We start from the raw sequence: 26969 nt of genomic DNA, 5'->3' as shown, positions 1-26969 counted from the left end.
TCTACCTCTTTTCAGGGAATGGAGTAAAATGCTACGTTACAATGTTATTAAAATAGATTAGAAGGAGTGGTAGTAGATATGAAAAAGTGGATTGTATTATTTACTTTCATCTTGTGTGTAAGCTTCCAATCAAATACTGAAGCAAAAGTTATATGGGATGGAGCGGAGATTACTAAAGGACAAACGGGTAAATTAACATTTTCTAAAGACGTGAAAATATATAAAAAAAATGCCGACGGTACGTTTATTTCGCTCGTTGTGAAAAAAGGGGAGTTTTATCGCGTATATGGCCATGAGTATTCGACTGTTGGCAAAGTATATAAGATGAGTGGTGGCTATCGTGTACAAGCAACGAATTTAGTTATTTATAAGGAAGTGCCGTTAGCTATCCAACAACAAGTATCAGGTGTGAAGTTTACTGTAGGTACGTCTATTTTTGCTAATTCTGCAAAAGGCGTTTCTATTAAAGAAGCACCGAATAGTTCAGCAAAAACTATTTTGCATACACCTTATGGGGCTGTTTTTAAAGTGGTCGAGCAAAGCGGTGATTATGTGAAAGTAGAATACAATCCAAGAACTGATACGACAATCGATTATGTATGGGGATATGTACCTCAAGACTATGTGTCGAACTTACCTGAAGGAACAATCCAATATGTGAAACAAATTGTTGATCTATCCGTTCGCCCTGGATGGCAAAGTCAGTCATTAAAGACTGGCACATCTGTTACAGTCTATTTCACAACTGCAGATGGTCGCGCATATGTGTCTTCAAATAAAGTATATGGATACCTCCCTGCTAGTGCTTTATCAAAGACTCCAATTATTGACAAGGAACTGCAAACATTAGCGGAACCGTCGAGTTTATTATTTGATGCAACTAAAAAAATTTCCTTATCAGAAACAGCACCCTATTACTATTTAGCCGAGTTTTCACCGACTTCTAGTAATCGTTGGCAAGGACATATGCAACTTGTAAATGACGACGAAATTAGCGGTGGCAAACAAATAGTAGGTGAACTAAGCTACACGCTTGTAAATAAGAAGCTAATGTATCATTTAGAAAGCGAACTACACAATCATAATATTGCGATTCAGTTCCCGCTAAAAGTAAATGATACAATTTATGTCAACGGCCAACCGCAAATGGTCACAAAAATTTATGACCAAAGGGATTTAAATATTAGAGGTAGCTATGAAACATTTAAAAATGTTGTAATCGCAGGTGACTACATTATTGCGAAAGGTTTAGTAAAGGGTCGTTACAATTATTGGATTCAATCGTAGCGTGGTCTATTAGGAAAGTCATTGTTTTAAAAGAAGTGTTTCTGATTGAGCTAAAACGCTCTTATAGTAAAAAGTTGAATTAGCAAAAAAATTGAAATATTCGTAATGAAATTTATCATAATTACAAGTATTTTATGGGAGGAATTTTTTTATATGAAACAAAAAATATGTATTTTGTTATCATTAAATTTATTGCTTTCCACATTATTACCAATGTTTAATTATGTTGGAAAAGCAGAGGCTACTATTAGTAGAGAGCTTCCTTATATCTAGATTCATGTATTACAAAGAAAATAACAGATATTATTGATGTAGCTTCCGGAGCTACAGCTGCAATTGCTGACATTGGTGCAATAATTAGAAGAACACATCAACCTGCAAGATTTGTTCCTTATGCTTCAGCTATTGCTGGAATTAGATTTAAAGCGATATCTGGTGATAGTTAATACGGAGTAGGATATCATATGGCGAGAAACCCTTTAACAGGGAACATATATGAGCTTGTAGGGGTACCTTGGAGACAGTAAGGAGTGAAGACAATAAATGATGTATCAATTTTTATTGTTGCTAGCGACCTTAATCTAGTCAATTTATTTATTCTTCCAACATTTTTTTCCATTGAACCAGATCGTACGGGTACTTTTATCGGTTTAATGATAATCATGGTTATTATCAATCATCTATTAAAAAACAATATTAAAAATTGATTTACTCAAAATATTACCGCGTGCAGCGCATTTGAATGGAAAAGTGCTTCACGATTTTTACCTTTTAACATGGAATCTAGATGCATTAAAATACCTATTATTACACTTTTTAAAGACAATAAATGTATTTATTTTAAAAAAATGACCAAAAAAATAAAAAAAATGAGCTCATTGACCAAATTAGTGGTACAGTTAGTAAGTATATTTTAAAAGTGATTAGGAGACAAAACATGATTGAAATCAAATCATCTCCATTAAGCAATGGAGAATTCAATAGAGGGGTATTTGCTACATGTGATATCCAAAAAGGAGCGCTTTTACACGAAGCACCGGTCATTTCCTATCCAAATGAAGAGCATCAATACATTGAGCAAACATTGCTTGCTGATTATGCTTTTGAATATGGAATAGGTCAATCCGCTATCCTTCTTGGCTATGGCATGTTGTTTAATCATTCTTATGAACCGAATGCAACGTATGAGATTAATTTTAGAAACAAGACATTCGATTTCTTTGCTTACAAAGACATCAAAGCAGGGGAAGAAATATTAATCAATTACAATGGCGATGTAGATAATCAAGATCAGCTATGGTTTAACGAGGAATAAAAAAGGATTATTAGCTAGACTAGCCCTGTACAAGTAATTTGTACGGGGGCCTTTTTTGAAACCATACAGAGTAGAGGAAATTTAATAATAAAGAAAATGAAATTAATTTATATTTGTACTAGACAAGTGAGATTTTATATTATATAATAAATTTAATAACATCGTTTGCACAGAAACAATAATTCACATGTTACAAAGAGTTATCGTGTTTTGTTCGGTACTTTTTGTAATATGTGAATTTTTTTCTTTTGAGGAAATCGGATATTATTAAATACAATTAATGGAGGTCATTTAAATGACACAACAAGGTACAGTAAAATGGTTTAACGCAGAAAAAGGTTTCGGTTTCATCGAAGTAGAAGGCGGAAACGACGTATTCGCTCACTTCTCAGCTATCCAAGGTGAAGGTTTCAAATCACTTGACGAAGGTCAAAAAGTTGAATTTTCAGTAGAAGACGGCCAACGTGGTCCTCAAGCTACAAACATCGTAAAACTTTAATTTTTATTAAACTTACGATACACAATGTAGGTAAACTCAAAGAAATTTGAGTTTGCCTACATTTTTTTTTGAATGAAATTTAAGTAGTAGCCTTTGATTACGTCCCTCTAAAGCGTCTAGAATGCATGTGAAGTAAACAGAACCTTTTACGTGGAAACAAACCTTCTATTATGAAGTTAAAGCGCTTTAAAAGCTTGTTCAGAAACTTATGAGCGATTTAATATTTCGTTGCTGTTAAAAAGGGCTTGAGTTTGTATCGGACTTCCGTTATATTAAAAGAGACTAAAAGGTATCTTTTTTTGGAGGTGCACATGAAAAAAGGTGAAATAACAAGGCTTAATATTATTCGAAAATCTGCTACGATTTTTAACAAAAAAGGTTACATGACAACGACGATGAGCGACATTATTCACGAAACAAATATTCAAAAAGGGGGGATATATCGACACTTTAAAGATAAAGAGCAACTGATGCTCGAATCTTTTCAGTTCTCAACCGAAACAATGAAAAACCATCTAATGGCAAGTGTTGCTCAACATGATCATGCAACGGACAAATTACTTGCATTTGTAGAAGGCTTTTTACAATTAAGTGAAGGAAAACCGATAGTAGGAGGGTGCCCTATTTTTAACGCAGCAACCGAAATGGATGATTTAGAAGGCAGTGCGTTGCTGCCATCGATTACTGAAGCAATGGATATGATGGTCATGTGGTTGGTAAAAATAATAAAGGATGGCATGAGACAACAGCAGTTGAAGCAATCGATACAGCCATATGAAACAGCAATATTTATTGTGTCGACACTTGAAGGTGGGCTTGTATTAGATAGATTAAAAAAGGATGAGCATTTAACGGAGGTTTTAATAAATCATTTGAGGCAATATATTTCAATGATAGCTACAGAGCGGCAATAAAGCCGTCTTTTTTATAATTAAAAAGAGACTATTTGGTATCTTTTTTGGAGGGTTAGAATGAGCTATTTATTATTTTTTGCTTTCTTCGTGTTTATTTTATTTTTGAGAAGCTATATCATTTTGCATATTTTTACACCAAAACGAAAAAAGGATAAAAAATATCCGCAATCCACTTTTGAAAATATCGAAATTAGGATGGAAATAGGAGCTGTCAGGGGTTGGTATATTAGAAGTGACAAGGGTAAGGGATGTTTTCTACTGATTCACGGGTGGGGCTCTAATAAGTCTGATATGTTGCGATATGTAGACCCAATAGTAGCTAGTGGCTATGACGTTGTAATGATAGATGTACTTGGTCATGGGCAAAGTGACTCCGTGCAAAAACAAGTAAGTATTGAATCGTTTGTCCAAACGATTACATCCACGATTGATTATGTGACAGAAAGACCAGATATTAGCTGTAAGTCTATTTATGTTTTAGGGCATTCAATGGGAGGAATAGCTGCAAGTATTGTTAATGCCCAAGATTCAAGAATACATGCTCTTATCACGGACTCAATGCCTACATCACTAAAAAGTATTAGCAATTCAATGGCGGAAAAAGTAACACTACCTTATATGCCAATTGGTTGGCTATTTGTTAGTTGGTTTTTATTAAGAGGAGGTGTTTTTTTAAAAGCTAGAAAAGAATGGCGTCTTGAAAAAATATTAAAAAATCAACAGTCACCGTCTCTTGCTATTCACTCAATGCAAGATAAAAAAGTACCCATTTCAAATTTGGGAGTTTTAAAAAATGCTAGCAACTTTAAACAAGTAATTAAAGTGGAAACAAAGGGTCACCATAATTGTGTGAAAGATCCGTTTTTTTGGAATTACGTTTTTCAATTTATAGAGAGTAATAAGGGGGATATAGTAAATGAAAAATATTGATACACTCGTGATTGGTGCAGGTCCTGGAGGGTATGTGGCGGCTATTCGTGCTATTCAAATGGGGCAAAATGTAACAATTATAGAGAAGGGATTTTTTGGAGGAGTATGCTCGAATGTCGGTTGTATTCCATCTAAAGTATTGATTTCTGTAGGTCATCGTTTTGAGCAAGCAAAGCATTCAGAAGATATGGGGGTAGTTGTCCAAGAAGTAAAACTAGACTGGACAAAAGTACAAGAGTTTAAAAAGGGGATCGTTTCTAAATTAGTAGGCGGCGTTGAAAGTCTGCTAAAAGGCAACAAAATCGACATAGTGAAGGGGCAGGCAAATTTTGTAGATAAAAATACTGTACGTGTCATCGAGGGGGAGAGCACAGAAACTTACACATTTAACAATGTGATTATCGCAACAGGTTCTCGTCCAGTTGAAATTCCAACTTTTAAATTCTCTGATCGTGTCCTAAACTCTACTGGCGCACTTTCTTTACAAGAAGTACCAGGTAAATTAGTTGTTATTGGCGGAGGCTACATCGGAACAGAACTAGGTTCAGCTTATGCAAACTTAGGCTCACAAGTAACAATTATCGAAGGCGGCAAAGACATTTTAGCTGGTTTCGAAAAACAAATGACGCAAATCGTGAAAAAAGGCCTTAAAAAGAAAGGCGTTGAAATTGAAGTAAACGCATCTGCAAAAGGCGTTGAAGAAACAGAAAACGGCGTAGTTGTAACATATGAGGTTGGCGGAGAAGAGAAAAAAGTCGAAGCTGATTACGTATTAGTAACTGTTGGTCGTCGTCCAAATACAGATGAAATGGGTCTTGAAGGTGTTGGCATTGAATTCGGCGAACGTGGTTTAATTAATGTTGACAAACAATGCCGTACAAACATTCCAAACATCTATGCAATTGGTGACATCGTAGCGGGGCCACAGCTTGCACACAAAGCTTCTTATGAAGGGAAAGTGGCTGCTGAAGCAATCGCTGGCGAGAAGTCAATCGTAGATTATTTAGCTGTTCCTGCTGTATGCTTCACTGATCCAGAAATGGCGACAGTGGGCTATAACGAAGATCAAGCTAAAGCTGAAGATATCGAATATACTGCAGCGAAATTCCCATTCGCAATAAATGGTCGTGCACTTGCACTGAACCAAACAGAAGGCTTCGTGAAGCTTGTTACGCGTAAAGAAGATGACGTATTAATCGGTGCTCAAATCGTAGGTGCTGGTGCATCTGATCTGATCGCTGAACTGACGCTTGCAATTGAAACGGGGATGACAGCAGAAGATGTTGCATGCACGATACACGCTCACCCAACATTAGGGGAAATGACAATGGAGGCAGCCGAAGTAATAATAGGGAGACCAATTCATATGATAAAAGCCTGATAGTTTGATATAGAAGCTATAAAGGAGAGCCTGTTTTGAAAACTTTGTTCAAAACAGGTTTTATCATATGTGGGGAATTAAATGAACAAGCGACAAAGTAATTCAAATCATGTCGTATAAGTTGTTTGTATTTTGTCACTTTAGGATAGACTGAAATCAAAAGTAAAGGAGGGCATGCAATTGTTACAAATTGAATCTAATATCGTCGGAAAAGAAATTAGTTTTGGCTATTTACGTGATCAAATCGAGAGGCATGGTTTTACAATTGGAGGCAATTGGGAGTATCACAAAGGAAGCTTTGATACGATTTTATCGAGCGATGGAGGCGAAACAATCTATTTACGCGTACCGTTTATCGTGACACAGGGTGAACTAGATTTTTATGATGCACAAATCCGCTTTCAAAATCCCTTTGTTATTAAACATGTCACAAATGTAGGGTTAGATTATGATGAAGGATCATTGCTTGATGCTACGGGTGCTAGTCAATTCCAAACCCCGCTTGATAAAGATGGTCATATACATGATAAAAGCAAATGGATACAAGTTGGTGAAAAGGTAGTAGCTGATAAAGTACTTCCGTATTTTCACTAGCCTTTACACCAATAGTAATACGTTAGTCACACTTTTAATAAGTAGTGGCTTTTATTATGCTTAAAACTTTAACAATATTAAATAATACGCTAGCAGCCTGCCGTGACGCGTAAGGAAAGAATTCTTGCTATAGCGTCCCTTCGTTGTGATAAAGAGCATGATTTTTATAGAGATTATCAATTCCACCTATATAATACGGCATTCTAGTGCTAGCTATATCAATAGGTGCCCATTCAATGTGAAAAATTTCATTAGGTAACGTTATTTCTTCTACACCTTCTACTATTTGCGCCTCAAAAGTGAAAAATAATGCATGATGATTCCTAACTGTAAATTTTGTTTCATTAACTGCGAGTAATTTTCCTATTTCAACAATATAGCCTGTTTCTTCTTTGACTTCGCGGATTGTCGCTTCAAATAGTGTTTCATCTGCCTCAACTTTCCCGCCTGGAAGCGACCAATGACCTTCGTGATTATGAACCATCAGTATTTGATTCTTGAGGTTTTTAATTAAAGCATAGACGACTTTTACTTCCTCCATGTCTCTCTCCTTTTAATATCATTTTTTAGTTAAATATGTACATAATAGTTTAATGGTATTTAAATGGAAAGTAAATATATCATTTACTATTAACATAGGAAGTTGATATGTTAATGAAAACTTCAAGAAAAGAGGGAAAGTGATTGAGGAAAAAAATTAACTTATTGTTATTAATAATGATTTTGCTGACTGGGTGTACCACAAATACACAACAACAGCCTACGAAGCACAGACAGGAGAATGTTACAGATAATCTAGAACAAAGCAATCTGAACTTAGAAATAGTAGCGGATAATTTAGATATACCATGGGCTATCGAAAAATATAAAAATATGTTTTACGTTACGGAGAGAACAGGTCATATTGTTAAAATTAACGAGGGAGAAGTGGAGAGACAACGAGTCAATTTGAAAAAACAACTAGCGACAGCTGCTGAAGCAGGATTACTAGGGTTTGTACTTGCACCAGATTTTTCTGATTCAAACCTTGCGTATGCTTATTATACGTATGTGGATGGAGACAAACAGTTTAATCGCATTGTGACACTTCGACAAGAGGGGGATGTTTGGTATGAAGAGCATTTGCTCCTTGATCATATAATAAGTGGTACATTCCATCATGGGGGGAGGCTTAAAATTGGGCCGGACGGCAAGCTTTACGCAACTGTGGGCGATGCGCTGCAATCGTCTGTAGCGCAAGACCTGTCTGCATTAGAAGGGAAAATTTTACGCATTAATTTAGATGGAACTGTTCCCTCTGATAATCCATTTCCAAATTCATTTGTTTATAGTTATGGACACCGTAATCCACAAGGGTTGACGTGGTCGTTAGATGGCACATTATTCGCAAGTGAGCATGGCAACAGCGCCAATGATGAAATAAACAAAATCGAAGCAGGACAAAACTATGGATGGCCAATAATAGAAGGGATTGACACTCGACAACGGATGAAATCACCGTTGTTTACATCAGGAAGTAGCACAACTTGGGCTCCATCTGGCATCGACTATTATGACAATAAATTATACGTAGCTGCATTAAGAGGAGCCGCTGTTTTGGAATTTAATCTTGAAACGAAAACCCAAACGGAAATAATAAAGGGACTAGGAAGAATTCGAGATATACTAGTGGATGAACAGTATCTTTATTTTGTTAGCAATAATACAGATGGACGTGGGACTCCACTAAATAATGACGATAAACTATATCGAATACCATTATGATATAATGATTTTGAAAACTTTGAATTGGTTGGAAAAGATGAGGAGGGTAATGATGGCTACGAATTATAAGACAGTCGCTGTTGCAATAGATTTTTCAGAGCAGTCGTTGAAAGCCTATGAGCGCGCAGTAAAATTGGCAATAGAGTATGGGGCAACATTACAATTAATGAATGTCATTGACACGAAGTCGTTCGGGGCTGTTACGGCATATGACTTGAAGTATGCTGAGAAATTGAAAGAAGAGAATTTTATTAAAATAGAGAAGTTAAAAAAAGAAGCTCAAACAGCGGGCGTAACAGAAGTATTAACTAATGTAGAAACCGGTTCGCCGAAAAGCATACTTACAAAACTTCCAGCTGTAGACTTACTTGTATGTGGTGCAACGGGGTTAAATCAATTAGAAAAGATGGTACTCGGCTCAGTAGCGGAGCGTATTGTCCGATTAGCATCATGTGATGTGTTGATTGTCCGCTAAGCAGATAAAAATAATATTATATAAAGCTAGTGAGAATTAGTTTTCGACAAGAGGAAGTCAATCTTCGAGATTTCGATGGTTGGCTTTTTTGCTAGATATAAATAAAAAAAGACCGAGAAAATGATTTCATTTTCTCGGTTCTTTTTATTAGTAACCCCAGATCATTGCGAATAATGTACCAAGGATTGTCACAACAGCTACGAACACTGAATATAAAATTGTTGTATATAATGTTTTTTTATCTTCAGATTCACCGATGTGCATGAATAATACTAATTGAACAGTTGCTTGTGCAAGTGCAGTCACTAAGAGGATAGCAAATGCCATATTGTAAGACATATCAAATTTCACAACTGCTAAAGCGATAACTGTTAGTAAAAGTGAGAAGCCGAAGCCCATCACATGTTGTTTTGGGAATAGTTCCTTCATCAGCTAATCAGTCCTTTCAAGTAGACGAAGCTGAAGATGAAAATCCAAACAACGTCTAGGAAATGCCAGTACAGTGAGAAAATAAACGCTTTGTTAGCCGTTTGTGGGTTTAAGCCACGTCTTGCTACTTGGATTAAAATTGCAACGCCCCAGAAGAAACCAAATGTTACGTGGGCACCATGCGTACCAAGTAAAGTCATTAATGAAGATAAAAATGCACTTGTTGTAATTGTAGCACCTTCATGAACATAAGTGACGAACTCATCAATCTCAATACCTAAGAAGCCAAGACCTAAAATAAGTGTAATGATGAAGAATGTCATCATTGCTTTTTTGTTGCCAAGACGCATAGCGTGTACGCCAAGACCGATTGTAAAACTACTTGCTAGTAGCAAAAATGTTTCTAGTAATACTGGTGTTAACTCGAAAATTTCAGCACCATTTGGGCCGCTGCCTGTACGATTGTGTAGCGTGAAATAGACAGCAAAGAGTGTAGCGAATAACATGATCTCGGCTCCAAGGAAGATCCAGAAACCAAAAATCTTTAAGCGGTTTTCCTCTGTACTATATTCTAATGGAAGTGAAGAATCGATTTTCATATTATTTATCACCTCTCAAACTTTTTTCAGTTTCCAAGATTTCTTCAACTGAAATGTAACGACCATGATCTTTTTCAAATGAACGATGAGCCATAAAGCCAAATACAATAAGCATGCTGATAATGGCTAGAGTCCATAGACTAAATACAGCGAAGAATGCTGCTAGGAATAAGAAACCACTTGTCCAGAAAGGAGTACCTGTGTTGTTAGGCATGTGGATCTTTTCAATTTTACCTGCAGTAATATCGTGACCTTCTTTTTTCGAGAACCAGAACTCGTCTAAACGTGTCACATTTGGTACTACTGCAAAGTTGTATTCAGGAACTGGAGAATGAGTAGCCCATTCTAATGAACGACCATCCCAAACATCTGCTTTCTCGTTACGAGGCATATGTTTCCAGCTGTAGTAAATGTTATAACAGATTAACGCAAAGCCTACTGCTAGTCCAAGTGCACCGATGAACGATAGCATGTTTAATGGACCATAACCAGTTGAAGCTGAATAAGTGTACATACGACGAGCATAACCATCTAAACCTAAGATGAATAGAGGGAAGAACGTTACGTTGAAGCTGATAGCGATGAACCAAAAACCAGCTTTCCCTAATTTCTCATTTAAACGGAAACCGAACATTTTTGGCCACCAGAAATGGTAACCTGCAAGTACACCAAATACTGTACCTGGAATTAATACATAGTGGAAGTGGGCAACTAAGAACATCGTATTATGATATTGATAGTCGGCACTTGCCATTGCTAGCATTACACCTGTAACCCCACCAATTGTGAAGATCGGAATAAAGCCTAGCGCATAAAGCATTGGGGTAGTGAATTGAATCTTACCGTGCCTCATTGTGAGCAACCAGTTAAACATCTTAACCCCGGTTGGAACAGCAATCGCCATTGTTGTAATAGAGAATACACTGTTTACCATAACGCCGTGACCCATTGTATAGAAGTGGTGGGCCCAAACTAAGAATGAAAGTAACGAAATGACAACCATACTCATTACCATTGATTTGTAACCATATAAGTTTTTACGAGCAAATGTTGCAATAACTTCTGAGAAAATACCGAACGCTGGTAGGATAACGATGTAAACTTCAGGATGTCCCCAAACCCAGAATAGGTTGGCCCAAAGCATATCCATACCGCCGTCTGTCATTGCAAAGAATTTTGTACCGAATTGACGGTCTAACATCATTAATGCAAGTGCTACAGTTAACACTGGGAATGCAAATACAATAATAACGTTTGTAATTAAAATTGACCAAGAGAACATTGGCATTTTCATTAATGTCATACCAGGAGCACGCATTTTAAAGATCGTTGTGATAAAGTTCACACCCGTCAATAACGTACCAACCCCAGATAATTGTAGTGCTAATGAATAGTAGTTGTTCCCAACAGTTGGACTGAATTCAGTACCTGATAATGGGAAGTAAGCTGTCCAACCTGCATCTGGTGAACCACCAATAATGAATGATAGGTTCAGCAAGCCACAACCGGCTGCGAATGCCCAGAAGCTGACTGCATTTAGACGTGGGAATGCAACGTCACGTGCCCCGATTTGTAATGGGATAACAATGTTCATTAATCCGATAACAAATGGCATCGCCATAAATAAAATCATGATTAAACCATGTGTAGTGAAAATCTCGTTATAGTGTTGTGCATCAAGAAGTCCGTTATCCGGAACGGCTGTTTGTGCACGCATTAAAAGTGCGTCGATACCACCGCGGAATAGCATTAATAGTGCTACGGCGATATACATAATACCGATCTTTTTATGATCGACTGTTGATAGCCAGTTTTTATAGAAGTAGCCCCATTTTTTAAAATAAGTAAGGCCTGCTACGACAACAACTGCACCAACTACGATACTGATAGCTGCCGCTAAAATCATCGGTTCTTGCAGTGGATGGAATAATTCTTCCATACTCATAGGATGCGCTCCTTTCAAATTTGAAAATTAGTGTGAATGTGTTGATTTGGCATCAGTGTTTGAATGGTCCATATCTTCATGATTCATGTCTTCGTCAGACATGTCCATGTCACTATGGTCCATACCCCCCATATCCATATCACCATGTGCCATTGGTGCTGGGCTGAAATCTAAGTGAGTAGATGAGTAGCTTGAACGACCTACGTGTTCAGCTGCTAATAATTCTTTGAATTTCTCTTCAGTTAATGGTTTTTCGTTCGCTTTTACATCAGCAACCCATTGATCGAAGTCTGCTTGTGTCATAGATTGTGCTTCAAATTCCATTTCCGCAAATCCACGACCGTTAAAGTTTGAGTTACGACCCATGAAAGAGCCAACTTCATCAGCTGCAAGGTGAATAGTTGTTAACATGTCACTCATCGCATATTTTTGACCAGCTAACTGTGGAATCCAGAAACTTGTGATTGGTCCGAATGAATACAATTTGAACTCGATTGGACGATCAGTTGGAATGTTTACATAGTTCACAGTCTCAATACCCTCTTCTGGATAGCTAAAATGCCATTTCCAGTTTGAAGATGCTGCATAAATAACAAGTGGTTCTTTATTGTCATAACCTTCTGGTGTTGTTTCTACCGTACTAGTTGTTTTAACAGTAACAATTGCTAGGAATGCTACGATAATAATAGGAATAACTGTCCACGTAATTTCAAGTACGTGACTACCTTCTTCATGAGGTGGCTCATAATCGGCAGATGCTTTTGATGCTCGGTATTTTGTTAGCATAAACGCAAAAAGCACATACACGACTAGTAAAATAACTGCCATTGTAATAATGGATAAAATAATTGTGTTTGATAATGTTTGAGCATTCGGTCCTTTTGGATTGAAAACTGTTAATGGTTCACATCCAGACAGGATTGCGATAGCGCCAAATACTAAAAACATTAAGCTTAATTTTTTATTCATGTTTGACTCCTTTCTATAAAACGGCTATTCATAAATTTCATGTGTAGTAGTCTTGATTCACATTTATAAATAGTGGGTATTGAGGTCACCTCTTTTATCTGATGTACCAATCAAGTACAGTTGCATTTACAATGACAATGGCATGGTTCAATATGAAACATAATGTCTTGTAATTGATTGGTCTGGTGCAAGCGTTCACATACATGATGATTTATGCACCATAAATTGGACAAAATTTTAATGTCGATGGTCACATCATGACTTTGTTTGCATATAGGATTATACGCCCGCTTCACCAAAAAAAAAAATAATTAATTATAAATATGATAATGAAAGGGGGGTGAATATGAACATTTTTTGAACAAAAAAAGCTATTTTGCTATTGGTATTTTTAGGTTTTGTTAAATAAGCACTGTATAAACGTTGAAAATACTGAGTTTATCGTATTTAACTAAGTAAACAAATTATTTGTGAAAAATCCTATTTCACATTTTAGACGACGTTTTGTAATAAAGTCCTTGTTATACCTCTGTTTTTAATTCTTTTTAGTTGCGTTTTTTTTAAAAAAGGAGTATATAAAAAGACGTTTTTTTGAAGATTAAAGGATAAATTTTCTATGTAAGGAATGATAAGAGAAAGGATATTGGAACAATGATAAAATTATGTTAACATAATTAAGCGCTTTCAATATTTAACAGAAATTAGTATATCAATATTGGTGATTCCTGAAAAAAGAACATCCAATTTGATTTGGATGCTCTATCAAAAGTTAAGAACCGAGCTTCAGCCACTTTGCTACTTGGATGTACAGTGTGTTTTGAAGTTTAGGTGCTTGATTATTCATTTTTAAAGCGAAATATAATGTCTTCATCGCATTTAATGTGCAAGTACGTCCGCTAAAAAAGCTTTCATTATAACCTTGCGTTACCAAATGCATTTCGAATTTATCAAAAGCTTGCTCCACCCATTCTGATAAGGCTTCTTCAGAATAGTCTCTTGCTAATAATGCCTCAATGATATTTACAAAGCGTTCTTCCTCATCGTTTACATAGACAACATCTTTCCAAGTTGCCAATTTCAGTGCGTGTAAGATGGATGGTGCATATTGCAAGTCAAACTTAGGGTGTTTAATTGTCATGGCAGCTAAATCGGCCCCGTGTGCAATGCTGTGTGCCCAACCTTTGCCTTCGACGTGTCCTCTTGTATCCTTTTCAAGTAACAAATAACGACCGATTTTTTTAAAGAAAGATTGTAAGCTTGTGTCATTTAAAATAAGGAGCTCACTATCTTTTGCAAGAATGCTAGCTACAAGTAACGCTGAAAAGGAGCGTGTGAATACACTATCTTCCGTTTGTTCCCCGATGTTTGCATATAAGTAATCGTCACCTATTGCCGTATCGAACAAATTTTGGAGTTGCTGTGAATTTAGTAAGTTATCACTGATCAGGTCGATAAATGTTCGATATATAAGGTGGTCACGTAGCCTTTCATCAGTTGAACCGATGTGCGTTAACATTTCCTCCAATAGCCAGTCGCCTTCTTTTTCAAAAAACGCTTGTCTTGCTGTAAGTGTCATTGAAGAAAATGTTTGTAATGCTTCTTTTATATCCATGATAATTGCCTCCAATAATAAATCTATTTTTTTATTATACCTTCTTTACTAAAGAAATTTGTCAGATGTGAATTTTTTAATGGTTACTTTCGCAATAGGAATACCAGAATCTATCGAAAGCTGATATGATTATAGCGCAACGAATGAAGGATTGGTGTTTGATTCATGACAAAAAGACATACTTTTCAAGTATGCCTCAGACATAAGAATAGTTTATGGGCTAGTCGGTTTCAAAAGCATCATCTACATAAAAGGTTTTTGTTTTGCTTCCTATAATATAACAGCAGACTTTATGCCGAGCGGCCATTCGATAAATGTGTTTTGATTCGATTTTAATTCAACAAGGATACTCGCATTTTTGATGGCATCTAAAAGCCACTCACTATAATAGAGCGTTGGGTTGGGATGCTGTAAAATGCGTTCCATATCTTTTGTGTCAATATGCAGAATCTTATAATTGCATTCAATGTGAACACTTTGGGGAATAATATAAAGTGACTCCTGATGATGCCCAATTGAGATGGAACCGGGTATAGTCCCTTGAATACTTGAGATATGTGTCGTTGCTTCTTTCGTAAACGTATTAATTTTTGTACGTGTAAAAAATTCGAAGTCAATTGAATAATCTTGTAGCGGACCGTGTGCTGTTGTAATCGATATGACTTTAATTGATAGTGCCTCGAAAGCGGGGGAGATGCGACTATCGAATTCAATGATTGTATCCATTAATGGCATGTATTACACTCCTTGTGAACAACTTGTTTTCGTCTAGCTAACAATGACTATGGTTGAAGCACTTTCTATCAATAAGGTAAATAATGTTAGGTATTATTAATTATAATTCAATTCATTACAAAATATGAATATAAATTCAATTATTTTTGTTAAAAATAAACAATTAGGAACTAGTGAACTAAAAGAGGTGAGAAAAATGACAAAGCAAAAGCGCCATGTTATTAAACATGACAATATTGTTGTTTTTCCTGGTGCAACCCAAACGCTAATTCGTGAGGGCCATATGTATGTGGAAAAATATCAATATGAAGAGGCAGTTGCATGTTTTGAAAAGGCGTTTTTATATGACAAGGGAGATGAAAAAGCTTTAAGTGCCTATGCGTATGCTTTATATGAGCTGAAACTATATGTGAAGGCCAAAGAAGTATGTGAGCAATTGTTAGCTATGGGCACTTCTATGTATGTTGAAGTGATGGAACTATACATTACGATTTGCATGCAGTTAAAGGAATATCATCAAGTTGAGTCTATAATAACTACGTTAATAGAGGAAAAAGTTCTTCCAGAAGCACAGTTAGAAAAATTTGAACGCTTAAAAAGTATAAATAGTGAAGTCGCTAAAAATCTTCAACAACGAGAAGATGTACAAGAATTGATAGAAGCGCAAGAATATGAATTAGGAAAATTTACAGCACTAACATCGAATGAACAATCGTTGCGGTTGCATCGCCTAATGGATACGAATGTAAGGCAGTTAAAAATGCCGTTAAAGGCTATTATCGAATGTTCGGAAATCCATCCGTTTGTGCAGAGTCTTGCACTTATTTTGCTAGTAGAGCAAGAAGTTTCAATCGAAGTGACTGTTACAAAATTTGAGCAAACAAAAACTATTAATCCGATTGATCTTGCGTTACCTAATCAATTACAGCAGTATGGTGAAGTAAAAAAAATTATAGAATCGGAATTAGAACAAGACCCATCAACATTGGAAATGGTACAATATTTAATGGCTAAGCATGCAATTGTTACGTATCCATTTGAATGGCATCCGTTTGTAGCCGATGATATTGCTTATAGTTATATTGATTTTGTAAAAGCAATGCTTGGTAAGGTGCAGGAAATGGACTATGAAATCATCGACTTTTTACAAATGTTAGAAAAACTAACAGAACTCCATGAAGTATGAAATAAGTTGAAACTATGCGCATCTATGATATACTAAAATGGTTGTCAAAATCGTAGTTACGAATAAATTGTCTAACATTTAAACTTGATTCAACCGAAGTCCCCTACTTAACAAGTAAGTGGATGAATGTCAAAGGCTTTTACTATTTAGTAGGGGATTAAAACTTTAACTAAATGCTAAGTCTTTGACACAAGTTGCGGATTTACAAAAAATTATCGAGAAATCGAAATCCGAACACAATTACGTCATGCGTAATTGAAACTAGATTATTTTGGAGGTATTTATACATGTCAGCAAAATGGGAAAAACAAGAAGGAAATATCGGTACTCTTACAATTGAAGTACCAGCTACTGAAGTAGATGCAGCGATGGACCAAGCGTTCAAAAAAGTTGTGAAACAAATTAACGTACCAGGTTTCCGTAAAGGTAAAATGCCTCGTAAAATGTTTGAACAACGCTTTGGAATTGAATCTTTATATCAAGATGCATTAGAAATCATTGTTCCAGATTCTTATGCGAAAGCAATCGACGAAGCTGGTATTATGCCAGTTGATTACCCAGAAATTTCTGGTACAGAAAACTTCGTTCATGGTCAAGACTTCTCATTCACTGCTCAAGTAACAGTGAAACCAGAACCAAAACTTGGCGACTACAAAGGCTTAGAAGTTACGAAACTTCCAGTTGAAGTAACAGACGAAGAAGTTGAAGCTCAAATTCAAGAACAATTAGCACGTAAAGCTGAACTTGAAATTAAAGAAGATGAAGCTATCGTAGAAGGCGACACAGCGGTAATTGACTTTGAAGGTTTCGTAGGCGAAGAAGCTTTCGAAGGTGGAAAAGGCGAAGACTATCCATTAGAAATCGGTTCAGGTTCATTCATTCCTGGATTTGAAGAGCAATTAGTAGGCGTAAAAGCTGGCGAAGAGAAAGATGTTACTGTAACTTTCCCAGAAGAATATCATGCTGCTGAATTAGCTGGTAAAGAAGCTACTTTCAAAGTAACTATTAAAGAAGTGAAAACAAAAGTACTTCCTGAGCTAAACGATGAGTTTGCAAAAGAATTAGATCCTGAAGTTGAAGGCGTAGAAGCATTACGTGCTAAAATTAAAGAACAAACTGCTACTCAAAAACAAGCAGAATCAGATGCTACACTTCGCGATGAATTAGTAGAAAAAGCTGCTGATAATGCAGACTTTGAAGTACCAGCTGGCATGGTTAACTCTGAAACAGATCGTATGCTACAAGAGTTTGGTCAACGCTTACAAACGCAAGGTATGAACTTAGAGCTTTACTACCAATTCTCTGGTCAATCAGAAGAAGATTTACGCGGTCAAATGAAAGAAGAAGCTGAAAGCCGTGTACGTGTTTCATTAACTCTTGAAGCAATCGCTGATGCAGAAAAAATTGAAGCTACTGAAGCTGATATTGAAGCTGAATTAGAAAAAATGGCTGCTCAATTCAATATGACAAAAGAACAAATTACTGGCGCTCTAGGCGGTACTGCTGTTCTTGAAAATGACATTAAAATCCAAAAAACAGTTGAATTTTTAGTAGAAAACGCTAAAATTACTGAATAAGATTTTGCGTAACTAGATAGAAAAATTAAGAAGACAAGGTACGGCGTAAAACCGTGCCTTGTTTTATCACACATAGCTTTTTAGTTTAGGCTAAAGGGGCCCCAACCTCTCAAGGTCAAGGACGACAAAAAGTAAGTCTGATTTTTACTAACTGTTATACTTTTGGAGGCCACTTTAGTTAATTTACTTATACATAGTATTGTTGTTTAACTTTTTACACGATGCTAAATTTTAACATCATTGTAGTAGAGCCGAAAAGTAGCAGTAATTATAGCGCCGCCATTATAATGGAAGAAGAGCGCACATAGGTTTTACGAGTGAGGGAACTAAACCTCGAAGGAAAGAAGCTAAATAATCAATCAGTGGTCATGGGTTAGTCTGAATGGTCGCATCAACACGAACTATTTGCATGAAAGCGGGCATACGGCGGTTAATGTTTTTAGCGCAAAAAACTGCCGATTCCTAGCTAACTGTCCTCGTGCTTGAAGACTTTGAAAATACTTCAAAATCTAGACGCATTTGCGCCATGACGTAAATGTTGCAATCAATTTATTTGATAATGGTTCAATAATCTTGTAAGATTGTAGCTTGAATAGGGGTGAAACATATTGTTCAAATTTAATGATGAAAAAGGCAATTTAAAATGCTCATTCTGTGGTAAGCCACAAGAACAAGTACGTAAATTAGTTGCAGGTCCCGGTGTTTATATTTGTGATGAATGTATCGAACTTTGTTCAGAAATCGTTGTAGAAGAACTAGGTGTTGAGGAAGAAATCGATTTCCAAGATATTCCGAAACCGAAAGAAATCCAATCGATTTTAAATGAGTATGTAATTGGACAAGAGCGTGCTAAAAAAGCCTTAGCGGTTGCGGTTTACAATCACTACAAACGCATCAATACTAATAGTAAAATCGATGATGTGGAATTAGCAAAATCGAACATTGTGTTAATCGGCCCAACAGGTAGCGGTAAAACATTATTAGCTCAAACATTAGCACGTATACTAAACGTTCCTTTCGCAATTGCAGATGCTACTTCTTTAACAGAGGCTGGTTATGTAGGTGAAGACGTTGAAAATATTTTATTAAAATTAATCCAATCAGCAGATTATGATATTGAACGTGCGGAAAAAGGAATCATCTATATTGATGAAATCGATAAAGTTGCACGTAAATCAGAAAATCCGTCGATAACTCGTGATGTTTCTGGTGAAGGGGTCCAACAGGCGTTGCTAAAAATTTTAGAAGGCACTGTTGCAAGTGTACCTCCACAAGGTGGACGTAAGCATCCGCACCAAGAATTTTTACAAATTGATACAACAAATATTTTATTTATCGTAGGCGGAGCATTTGATGGTATTGAGTCCATCATTAAACGTCGTCAAGGTGAAAAAGTAATTGGTTTCGGTTCAGATCCTAATAAAGTAGAAGTGGACGAAGGTTCATTAATGGCGAAATTGATTCCTGAAGATTTGTTGAAATTTGGTCTAATACCAGAATTCATCGGTCGATTACCTGTACTTGCAAGCCTAGAGCAATTAAATGAGGCAGCACTTGTACAAATTTTGACGGAACCAAAAAATGCGCTTGCGAAGCAATATCAAAAAATGCTTGAACTAGATGGCGTTGAGCTTGAGTTTGATGAAGGTGCCCTTTCTGAGATTGCAAAGGAAGCAATTGAACGTAAAACAGGTGCACGTGGTCTTCGTTCAATTATTGAGTCAACAATGCTTGATGTAATGTACGAATTACCTTCACGTGATGATGTGAAAAAATGTATCATTACTGCAAAAACAATTACGGAAAAAGAAAAACCGAAATTGCTTCTTGAAGATGGCACTGAACTCGATGAAGGTAGCGACACAAAAACTTCGGCATAATAAACAGACGTAGCGTCTATTGTTATGAGAAAAAGAGTAACTTAGCTGACTTCGATTGTGCAATGTTCGCACATATCGGGAGTCAGCTTTTTATTCATACATAAAGCTGACGACTGTAAATAGATGAAATTTTTGGCTCGTTTGAATAGATAGTGTGAATCGGTTATTTAAACACATACTAGAAGCGCGGGATTGTGAACAAGAAAATTTTGACGGAGGTGAATACCCGCATGGTAACAATTCAAAAAACAACAAATGTACCATTATTGCCTTTACGTGGACTTTTAGTATACCCGTCGATGGTGTTACATATTGATGTGGGTAGAAATCGTTCTGTAGCGGCGCTAGAACAAGCGATGTTAGAGGACCAATTGATTTTATTGGTAACACAAAAAGAAATGCACGATGAACAGCCAGAAGAGCAGGATTTATATCAAGTAGGTACAATGGCTTATGTAAAGCAAATGCTAAAGTTACCAAATGGTACGCTACGTATTTTAGTGGAAGGTGTAGCACGTGCAACGTGGTCCAACTATCAAGCATTAGAGAAATATACAGTTGTGGATATTGATGTTAAAGAGGAGAAAATCGATAAAGATGTGGAAACACAGGCCTTAATGCGTACATTGTTAACGTATTTTGAAAGATATGCGAAATCCTCCAACAAAATAACAACAGAAACAATTAATACAGTTGCAGACATTGAAGAACCAAGCCGTCTTGCTGATATTATTGCCTCGCATTTACCAATTAAAATTGCGGATAAACAAGAAGTTTTAGAAATGCTAAATGTTAAGAAACGCTTAGATCATTTAATTATTCGCCTGCACGATGAGCAAGAGGTCCTGGATCTTGAAAAGAAAATTAATTCAAAAGTAAAGCAATCAATGGAGCGTACGCAAAAGGAATATTACTTACGCGAACAAATGAAGGCTATCCAAACAGAGCTTGGAGATCGAGAAGGTAAAACTGGTGAAGTGACGGAATTACGAAAGCTCATTGATGAAACAGGTATGCCTGAGTCTGCAAAAGAAGCAGCGCTTAAAGAACTTGATCGTTATGAAAAACTACCTAGTGCAAGTGCGGAAAGTGGAGTAATACGAAACTATATTGACTGGTTAGTGTCTTTACCTTGGACGAAATCAACTGAAGATCGAATGAATATTGATCATGCTGAGGAAATTTTAAACAGAGATCATGCTGGACTCGATAAAGTAAAGGAACGTGTGCTTGAATATTTAGCTGTGCGTCAGCTAAAAAATTCATTACGTGGGCCAATTTTATGTTTAGCTGGCCCTCCTGGAGTAGGTAAAACATCGTTAGCACGCTCAGTTGCAGAAAGTTTAGATCGAAAATTTATTCGTATTTCTTTAGGCGGGGTGCGAGATGAATCCGAAATTCGAGGTCATCGTCGTACGTATGTAGGTGCGATGCCAGGTCGTATTATTCAAGGAATGAAAAAAGCAGGTACGATTAATCCTGTATTTTTACTTGATGAAATCGATAAAATGTCAAATGATTTCAGAGGAGATCCTGCAGCCGCAATGTTAGAAGTGCTGGACCCTGCACAAAACAATACGTTTAGCGATCACTATATCGAAGAACCATATGACTTATCTAACGTATTATTTATTGCTACAGCTAATGATTTAAGTACGATTCCTGGACCTTTATTAGATCGTATGGAAGTAATTTCGATTGCAGGCTATACAGAAATTGAAAAGGCGCAAATTACAAAAAATCATTTGATACCAAAGCAATTAAAAGAACATGGCTTGAAGAAAACGCAAGTAGTAATCAAAGATGAAGCAGTGTTGGACATTATTCGTTACTATACACGTGAAGCAGGTGTCCGAGGACTAGAGCGTCAAATAGCAACACTTTGTCGTAAAATTGCTAAAATTATTGTTTCTGGAGAAAAGAAACGTGTAACAGTAAATTCAAAATCAGTAATCGAATATCTTGGTAAGCACCGTTTCCGCTATGGACAAGCGGAAGAGGAAAACCAAATTGGTGTAGCAACAGGACTAGCATATACAACTGTTGGTGGTGACACATTACAAATCGAAGTTTCCTTAACTCCTGGTAAGGGCAAAATTCAGTTAACAGGGAAACTTGGAGATGTTATGAAGGAATCCGCACAAACAGCATTATCGTATGTCCGAACTAAAATAGAGGATCTCAATGTAGACTCAGAATATTTTGAAACACATGATATCCACATCCATGTACCTGAGGGAGCAGTACCAAAAGATGGACCATCTGCAGGTATCACGATGGCGACAGCAATTGTTTCAGCTATTTTACATCGTCCGATTCGTCGTGAAGTAGGAATGACTGGTGAAATTACGTTACGTGGTCGTGTACTACCAATTGGCGGTTTGAAAGAAAAAACATTAAGCGCGCACAGAGCAGGTTTAACAACAATCATTTGTCCAAAAGATAATGAACGTGATATTGAAGATATTCCTGAAAGTGTACGCGAACAACTCACATTTAAACTAGTGTCATCTGCTGATGAAGTATTAGCAATTGCGCTGGACGGAGGTTTTTAAGGAAATGAAAGTCCATAATGTCGAAATGGTCATAAGTGCAGTAAGACCGGACCAATACCCAGAAGATGGACTGCCAGAGTTTGCATTAGCAGGTCGCTCAAACGTTGGGAAGTCATCATTTATTAACCGTATGATTGGGCGTAAGGCGTTAGCACGTATTTCTTCTAAACCTGGGAAGACACAAACGCTAAATTTTTACAAAATTGAAGAACAGCTGTTTTTCGTCGATGTTCCGGGATATGGTTATGCCAAAGTCTCAAAAACAGAGCGTGAAGCATGGGGGAAAATGATTGAACGTTACATCACTGGCCGTGAAGAATTAAAAGCGGTAGTTCAAATTGTTGATTTACGTCATCCTCCAACTGCTGATGATCGAATGATGTATGACTTTTTAAAACATTACAATATCCCTTGTATTGTCATTGCAACGAAGGCAGATAAAATTCCAAAAGGTAAATGGGATAAGCACAAAAAAGTTGTCAAGGAAACTCTAGATATGGATAAAAATGATCCACTTATTGTGTTCTCTTCTGAAAAGGGTATCGGTTTTGAAGAAGCTTGGCGCACGATTGAAAATAAAATGTAATCAAAAAACATCTATTGCGTTTAGGAGCACAGTAGATGTTTTTTTATTGCTTAATTTTTGAACGATACACAATATTTTTTTGCTCTCTTTGTATGAAAAGGAGTGAATAAGCTGTTCTGCTGCTAGTCTGAAAGTTATGGATAAATATGAGGAAATTACTTGATGAATGGCAAGTTTAGCCGATAAATTAAATAGGAGGTGGACTAAAATGGATATCGCAGCTTTATCAATCGCAATGCATCAATCTAATCTAATGCAAAATGTATCTTTAGCTGTTACAAAGCAAGCAATGGAAATGCAACAGCAAAATACTGAACAGCTAGTTGAGATGCTAGATGCTCCACATCCAACAGCTGGACATACAATTGACATCCAAGTATGATGATGGCAAGGTAGCTTGAAGTTGGAAGCTACCTCTATCTTTATGTCTAATGGTAGATTCAAAAAAATATTAAAACACGTTAAAATGTAACTTTTTGAATAAGAAAAACTACCAATAATACGATATACTATTTATAAATAACAATTTTTTAAGGAGGCGGGAATTATTGAAGAAGATTCCATACATATTGATTGTCCTGTTGTTAATGGCACTTAGTTTGCCATCACTACCGACTGTCCATGCCGCACAGTTAGTAACAGGAACCTTCGTTGATGTAACCTATTCAGAATATACGAATTCAAACGGGGAAGTAGAAAGGCAGCTTAGTAAAATTACATTAGAAAATGCTAGTGGCCGTCAAGTAACATACAATATTAACAATAATGCCCGCCTGTACATTAATAACACTGAAACTACGATTGAGGGCTTTAAGATGGGCATGAAAGTAGAGGCTGAAATTAACCTTCGTAGTGTGGTTGAGCTCCGCGGTACTTCCAATACTACTGAAGAATCAACGACAGTTGCTCAAAATCCTAGAATAATTGCTGGTGTAATCACAAGCATCGACCCAAAAGGTTTGTTCATAATAGTGAAGCCGGATATTGGAAAAGAAACTACATATTATTTGAATAAGGATACTGCTTTTCAAAAGGGTTCTTCATCGGTAGATATTAGTGGGATGTATGTAGGTGATCGTGTAAAGCTTAATTTAAAAAATAAAAGTACATCGATTGTCACAAAAGTAGATATTAGTGAGACTGGGACATTAGTTGAAAATTTATACAAAGGTGAAATTCAAGCAGTTAATATCAATGCGAACAAATTAACAGTAAAAAATCAAAATGCCTTTGTGAACTGGCAATTTGGCTCAGCGTCAACAACTGCTCTTTCAACGATGAATTTTTCAACAAAGGTACCAATTTACGTTGGGAATACGAAAATTGAAAAGGGCCAATTGAAAAATTATATTGGCAGTGAAGCATATTACGCAACGGTGAAGCAATTTGGTAAAGAAGTTATTGAAAAGATTGTCGTGTTGAAAAACAATGAACGTACGTACTACGAGCCGATGATTGCAGTCGATACAGATTATCAATTATTAAAACTTAAAACTGCTGGTACGCTGTACTTCCATGATGGGTCAATTTTAATTCGAAATGGTCGTTTTATTCAACCAACAGGATTATTGGCATATGGAACAGCATTTGTCATTACAGACGGTACTGCTCGCGATCATTATGCGCAAGTAGTAGAAGTTACAAGTGATAGCTTTATGTCACCAAATTTAGCTTCGCATGAATTATATTATGGCCGTTTAGCACAAGCAGATGGCTACTTAATTGAAATTGATGATGCAATGAAGATTGAATCAAATGTTTTCAAAAAAACAGCTAGTACCGTACTATCTGTTAGTAATACAACAAAAGCAATGGTAGACGATGGTAATAAAACGTACAGCGTAATGCCAGATATTGAACTGTATTTATCGGAAGGCGATTATGGTTACTTCTATGTAAACAATGGGCATGTTCAGGCTCTTCACATGTTAGATAATGCTAAACCTGTTGCCCCACTAATGCTAGTCGGTAAACTACAGTCAGTAAAATCGACATATCCAGCTACTATTAATGTGAAAAGTGTGAGTCAATGGCAAAATGGCCGTTGGTATGAAGCTGGCCAAATGGTTGATATGAATATTGATCAAGCTACGCTGATTAAAGCAGGGAAAGTCATTCAACCATCTGATTTGAATCCTTCTGATCGTTTAGTCGTATTATCTGACCGATTTGTAAAAGCACATTTCATTTTAGTTGATTAACAAGATAGAAGCTATCTCTACAATACGAGATAGCTTCATCTGTGCATATGCATGGGAAGAAAGAGAGGGGAAAAGAACAGATGCGAAACCATTTATATAAAGTAATGTTAGCCATTCTAATGGTGTTCGTTTTGGGGACAAGTATTCTAGTAGATGCCTCCGCTGCATCGGTGGAAACAACAGGTGCTGTAAAAAATGAATATACATATGAAGAAGCAGTGTTCATTACTGGAACACCAATTATTTTTAAAGGTACGAGTAAAGATATTAAGATTACACAAAAAGAAACAAAAGGTAAATTAACAGAAACATATAATTTAAAACTAACAGCAAGTAATGGGGCGACATTAACAAGAAATATTGCTTATGAATCTGATGTTGTTAATTATGATACGATTGGGCAAAAAACATCCAATGGGGTTGTCAAAAAATACTCTGAAAAAATTGTTGATGGAAAAATTACGTATACATTAGCAGACTATCAATTTTCACAAGGTACAGTAACGGATAACCGTGCAGCTTCTGATTATTTTTCAGGCAATGTTATTTCAAGAAAAACATATACCTATCAAACTGGCTCAGGAAAAAATGCAAAAACAAATACGGTAACGATAGATACTGATAGTCGTCATGCAGGCTACGAAAATTTCTGGGGTGCAACTGAAACGCAAATTACAGAATCTATTTATACGTACAGTGATGGTACAACTAGCCATGTGAAAAACCGTTTATCAACTAGTAAATCACGTGTCCTCAATTATGAGGAAAACCCAGGTAGTTTAGCTAGCTTCGATGGGGGCTATGCGGTCGTTAGTGAGAAAGACGTAATCTCAGAATATACGTATGACTTAGCTTCTGGTAAAAAAGGTAAAGTTGATTTGGATACTGAATTTACGCCAACAATTGAACGTCTTATAATTCCGAAGTTCCGAGATTTATCTAATCATTATGCTAAAAGTGCTATCGAGAAATTATATTCTTTAGGAATCTATTCAGATACAAGTAATTTCTTTTCACCAAACACACCGATGAAGCGAATTGACTTTACAATAGCGATTGGGAAAGCAGTCGATCTCCGTGTAATGGAAGAAAAGAATACAAAAAAAACATCCACAAGTGTCTTTAAGGATGTTAAGCGTACTGTTAAAGATTATCCATATATTGAATCAGCAGTAAATAAAGGCATTATTAAAGGTGTGACACCAGATTATTTTAAACCTGATAATGCGATTACACGTGCGCAAGCAGCTGCAATATTTGTACGTGCATTAGGGCTTGAAAATAAAGCACCAGAACCTGGCTATGTTACGGAATTTAAAGATGATGCTCAAATTCCAGACTATTCAAGAGACGGAATTTATATCGTCAATGAGCTTGGTCTAATGACAGGCGACCCAGTAACTGGGCGTTTTAATCCAAACCAACCGTTAACGCGTGCACAAGCATCTGTTGTGCTTGAACGATTCTTAAACTATTTAGAAAATGATTTAAAACAAAACTATCGAGATGATATTTTATTCTTTAACTAATGAAAGG

General features: G+C 36.4%; 24 protein-coding genes. 17 read left to right on the top strand and 7 right to left on the bottom strand.

The window, feature by feature from the left end:
* Positions 1-78 precede the first annotated feature (78 nt).
* The 7 genes from ACQKNX_RS11115 to ACQKNX_RS11085 all read left to right on the top strand — a co-directional run bounded on the left by ACQKNX_RS11115 (position 79) and on the right by ACQKNX_RS11085 (position 6920).
* The gene (locus ACQKNX_RS11115) at positions 79-1287 is read left to right on the top strand and encodes a hypothetical protein (protein WP_427428923.1); all 1209 of its coding nucleotides are present in this window, start codon (positions 79-81) and stop codon (positions 1285-1287) included.
* Between the two features lie 937 nt (positions 1288-2224).
* Positions 2225-2602: an SET domain-containing protein gene (locus tag ACQKNX_RS11110; protein ID WP_427428922.1), complete on the top strand. Its 378-nt coding sequence runs from the start codon at positions 2225-2227 to the stop codon at positions 2600-2602.
* Positions 2603-2897: 295 nt separating this feature from the next.
* Positions 2898-3101, top strand: coding sequence for a cold-shock protein (locus ACQKNX_RS11105; RefSeq protein ID WP_038187584.1), 204 nt, complete (start codon positions 2898-2900; stop codon positions 3099-3101).
* Between the two features lie 311 nt (positions 3102-3412).
* Positions 3413-4015 (top strand): TetR/AcrR family transcriptional regulator, encoded by a 603-nt coding sequence (locus ACQKNX_RS11100; protein ID WP_427428921.1) that lies wholly within the window; start codon positions 3413-3415, stop codon positions 4013-4015.
* A gap of 57 nt (positions 4016-4072) precedes the next feature.
* Positions 4073-4945, top strand: a complete 873-nt coding sequence (locus ACQKNX_RS11095; protein ID WP_427428920.1) for an alpha/beta hydrolase — start codon at positions 4073-4075, stop codon at positions 4943-4945.
* Positions 4932-6326: a dihydrolipoyl dehydrogenase gene (gene lpdA, locus ACQKNX_RS11090; protein ID WP_427428919.1), complete on the top strand. Its 1395-nt coding sequence runs from the start codon at positions 4932-4934 to the stop codon at positions 6324-6326. The genes ACQKNX_RS11095 and lpdA overlap by 14 nt, the downstream gene beginning before the upstream one ends.
* Before the next feature lie 180 nt (positions 6327-6506).
* Positions 6507-6920, top strand: a complete 414-nt coding sequence (locus tag ACQKNX_RS11085) for a YugN family protein (protein ID WP_340823280.1) — start codon at positions 6507-6509, stop codon at positions 6918-6920.
* Between the two features lie 127 nt (positions 6921-7047).
* Here the strand turns inward: ACQKNX_RS11085 and ACQKNX_RS11080 are convergent, their stop codons facing one another.
* The gene (locus ACQKNX_RS11080; protein WP_427428918.1) at positions 7048-7461 is read right to left on the bottom strand and encodes an NUDIX hydrolase; all 414 of its coding nucleotides are present in this window, start codon (positions 7459-7461) and stop codon (positions 7048-7050) included.
* Between the two features lie 143 nt (positions 7462-7604).
* Here ACQKNX_RS11080 and ACQKNX_RS11075 point away from each other — a divergent pair, with 143 nt between their 5' ends.
* Together ACQKNX_RS11075 and ACQKNX_RS11070 are read left to right on the top strand one after the other, a co-directional pair.
* Positions 7605-8684: a PQQ-dependent sugar dehydrogenase gene (locus ACQKNX_RS11075; RefSeq protein WP_427428917.1), complete on the top strand. Its 1080-nt coding sequence runs from the start codon at positions 7605-7607 to the stop codon at positions 8682-8684.
* A 52-nt stretch (positions 8685-8736) separates the two neighbouring features.
* Positions 8737-9159 (top strand): universal stress protein, encoded by a 423-nt coding sequence (locus ACQKNX_RS11070; protein ID WP_427428916.1) that lies wholly within the window; start codon positions 8737-8739, stop codon positions 9157-9159.
* Between the two features lie 147 nt (positions 9160-9306).
* On the opposite strand, the gene qoxD is transcribed toward ACQKNX_RS11070, so the two are convergent.
* From qoxD to ACQKNX_RS11040, 6 genes are all read right to left on the bottom strand, one after another.
* The gene (gene qoxD, locus ACQKNX_RS11065) at positions 9307-9588 is read right to left on the bottom strand and encodes a cytochrome aa3 quinol oxidase subunit IV (protein ID WP_427428915.1); all 282 of its coding nucleotides are present in this window, start codon (positions 9586-9588) and stop codon (positions 9307-9309) included.
* A complete protein-coding gene (gene qoxC, locus ACQKNX_RS11060) occupies positions 9588-10187 on the bottom strand; it encodes a cytochrome aa3 quinol oxidase subunit III (RefSeq protein ID WP_427428914.1) in 600 nt (199 codons plus the stop codon). Before qoxC ends, qoxD begins: the two co-directional genes overlap by 1 nt.
* A gap of 1 nt (position 10188) precedes the next feature.
* Positions 10189-12132, bottom strand: coding sequence for a cytochrome aa3 quinol oxidase subunit I (qoxB, locus tag ACQKNX_RS11055; RefSeq protein ID WP_427428913.1), 1944 nt, complete (start codon positions 12130-12132; stop codon positions 10189-10191).
* 27 nt (positions 12133-12159) lie between these two features.
* Positions 12160-13101, bottom strand: coding sequence for a cytochrome aa3 quinol oxidase subunit II (qoxA, locus tag ACQKNX_RS11050; protein ID WP_427428912.1), 942 nt, complete (start codon positions 13099-13101; stop codon positions 12160-12162).
* Positions 13102-13870: 769 nt separating this feature from the next.
* Positions 13871-14713, bottom strand: coding sequence for a DUF2785 domain-containing protein (locus ACQKNX_RS11045; RefSeq protein WP_427428911.1), 843 nt, complete (start codon positions 14711-14713; stop codon positions 13871-13873).
* A 270-nt stretch (positions 14714-14983) separates the two neighbouring features.
* Entirely contained in the window at positions 14984-15448 is a 465-nt protein-coding gene (locus ACQKNX_RS11040) for a hypothetical protein (protein WP_427428910.1), read from the bottom strand.
* A 196-nt stretch (positions 15449-15644) separates the two neighbouring features.
* Between ACQKNX_RS11040 and ACQKNX_RS11035 the strand changes: the two genes are divergently transcribed.
* The 8 genes from ACQKNX_RS11035 to ACQKNX_RS11000 all read left to right on the top strand — a co-directional run bounded on the left by ACQKNX_RS11035 (position 15645) and on the right by ACQKNX_RS11000 (position 26962).
* A complete protein-coding gene (locus ACQKNX_RS11035; protein ID WP_427428909.1) occupies positions 15645-16634 on the top strand; it encodes a DUF3196 family protein in 990 nt (329 codons plus the stop codon).
* A gap of 287 nt (positions 16635-16921) precedes the next feature.
* Positions 16922-18211 carry a trigger factor gene (gene tig, locus ACQKNX_RS11030; RefSeq protein ID WP_427428908.1) on the top strand — a complete coding sequence of 430 codons (1290 nt, stop codon included), beginning with the start codon at positions 16922-16924 and terminating at the stop codon, positions 18209-18211.
* 608 nt (positions 18212-18819) lie between these two features.
* Entirely contained in the window at positions 18820-20091 is a 1272-nt protein-coding gene (gene clpX / locus ACQKNX_RS11025) for an ATP-dependent protease ATP-binding subunit ClpX (RefSeq protein WP_172772230.1), read from the top strand.
* A 230-nt stretch (positions 20092-20321) separates the two neighbouring features.
* The gene (gene lon / locus ACQKNX_RS11020; protein ID WP_427428907.1) at positions 20322-22646 is read left to right on the top strand and encodes an endopeptidase La; all 2325 of its coding nucleotides are present in this window, start codon (positions 20322-20324) and stop codon (positions 22644-22646) included.
* A 4-nt stretch (positions 22647-22650) separates the two neighbouring features.
* A complete protein-coding gene (gene yihA, locus ACQKNX_RS11015) occupies positions 22651-23232 on the top strand; it encodes a ribosome biogenesis GTP-binding protein YihA/YsxC (protein ID WP_340823298.1) in 582 nt (193 codons plus the stop codon).
* A 208-nt stretch (positions 23233-23440) separates the two neighbouring features.
* Entirely contained in the window at positions 23441-23614 is a 174-nt protein-coding gene (locus tag ACQKNX_RS11010; protein ID WP_172772228.1) for a YjfB family protein, read from the top strand.
* 166 nt (positions 23615-23780) lie between these two features.
* Positions 23781-25433, top strand: coding sequence for a hypothetical protein (locus ACQKNX_RS11005; protein ID WP_427428906.1), 1653 nt, complete (start codon positions 23781-23783; stop codon positions 25431-25433).
* 80 nt (positions 25434-25513) lie between these two features.
* Positions 25514-26962 carry an S-layer homology domain-containing protein gene (locus ACQKNX_RS11000; protein ID WP_427428905.1) on the top strand — a complete coding sequence of 483 codons (1449 nt, stop codon included), beginning with the start codon at positions 25514-25516 and terminating at the stop codon, positions 26960-26962.
* Positions 26963-26969 lie beyond the last annotated feature (7 nt).

This window comes from Lysinibacillus sp. NPDC093712, from assembly GCF_050280025.1.
Classification (GTDB): Bacteria; Bacillota; Bacilli; order Bacillales_A; family Planococcaceae; genus Lysinibacillus.
The sequence above is the reverse complement of the archived record's forward strand: the minus strand, read 5'-3'. Positions and strand labels throughout refer to the sequence as shown.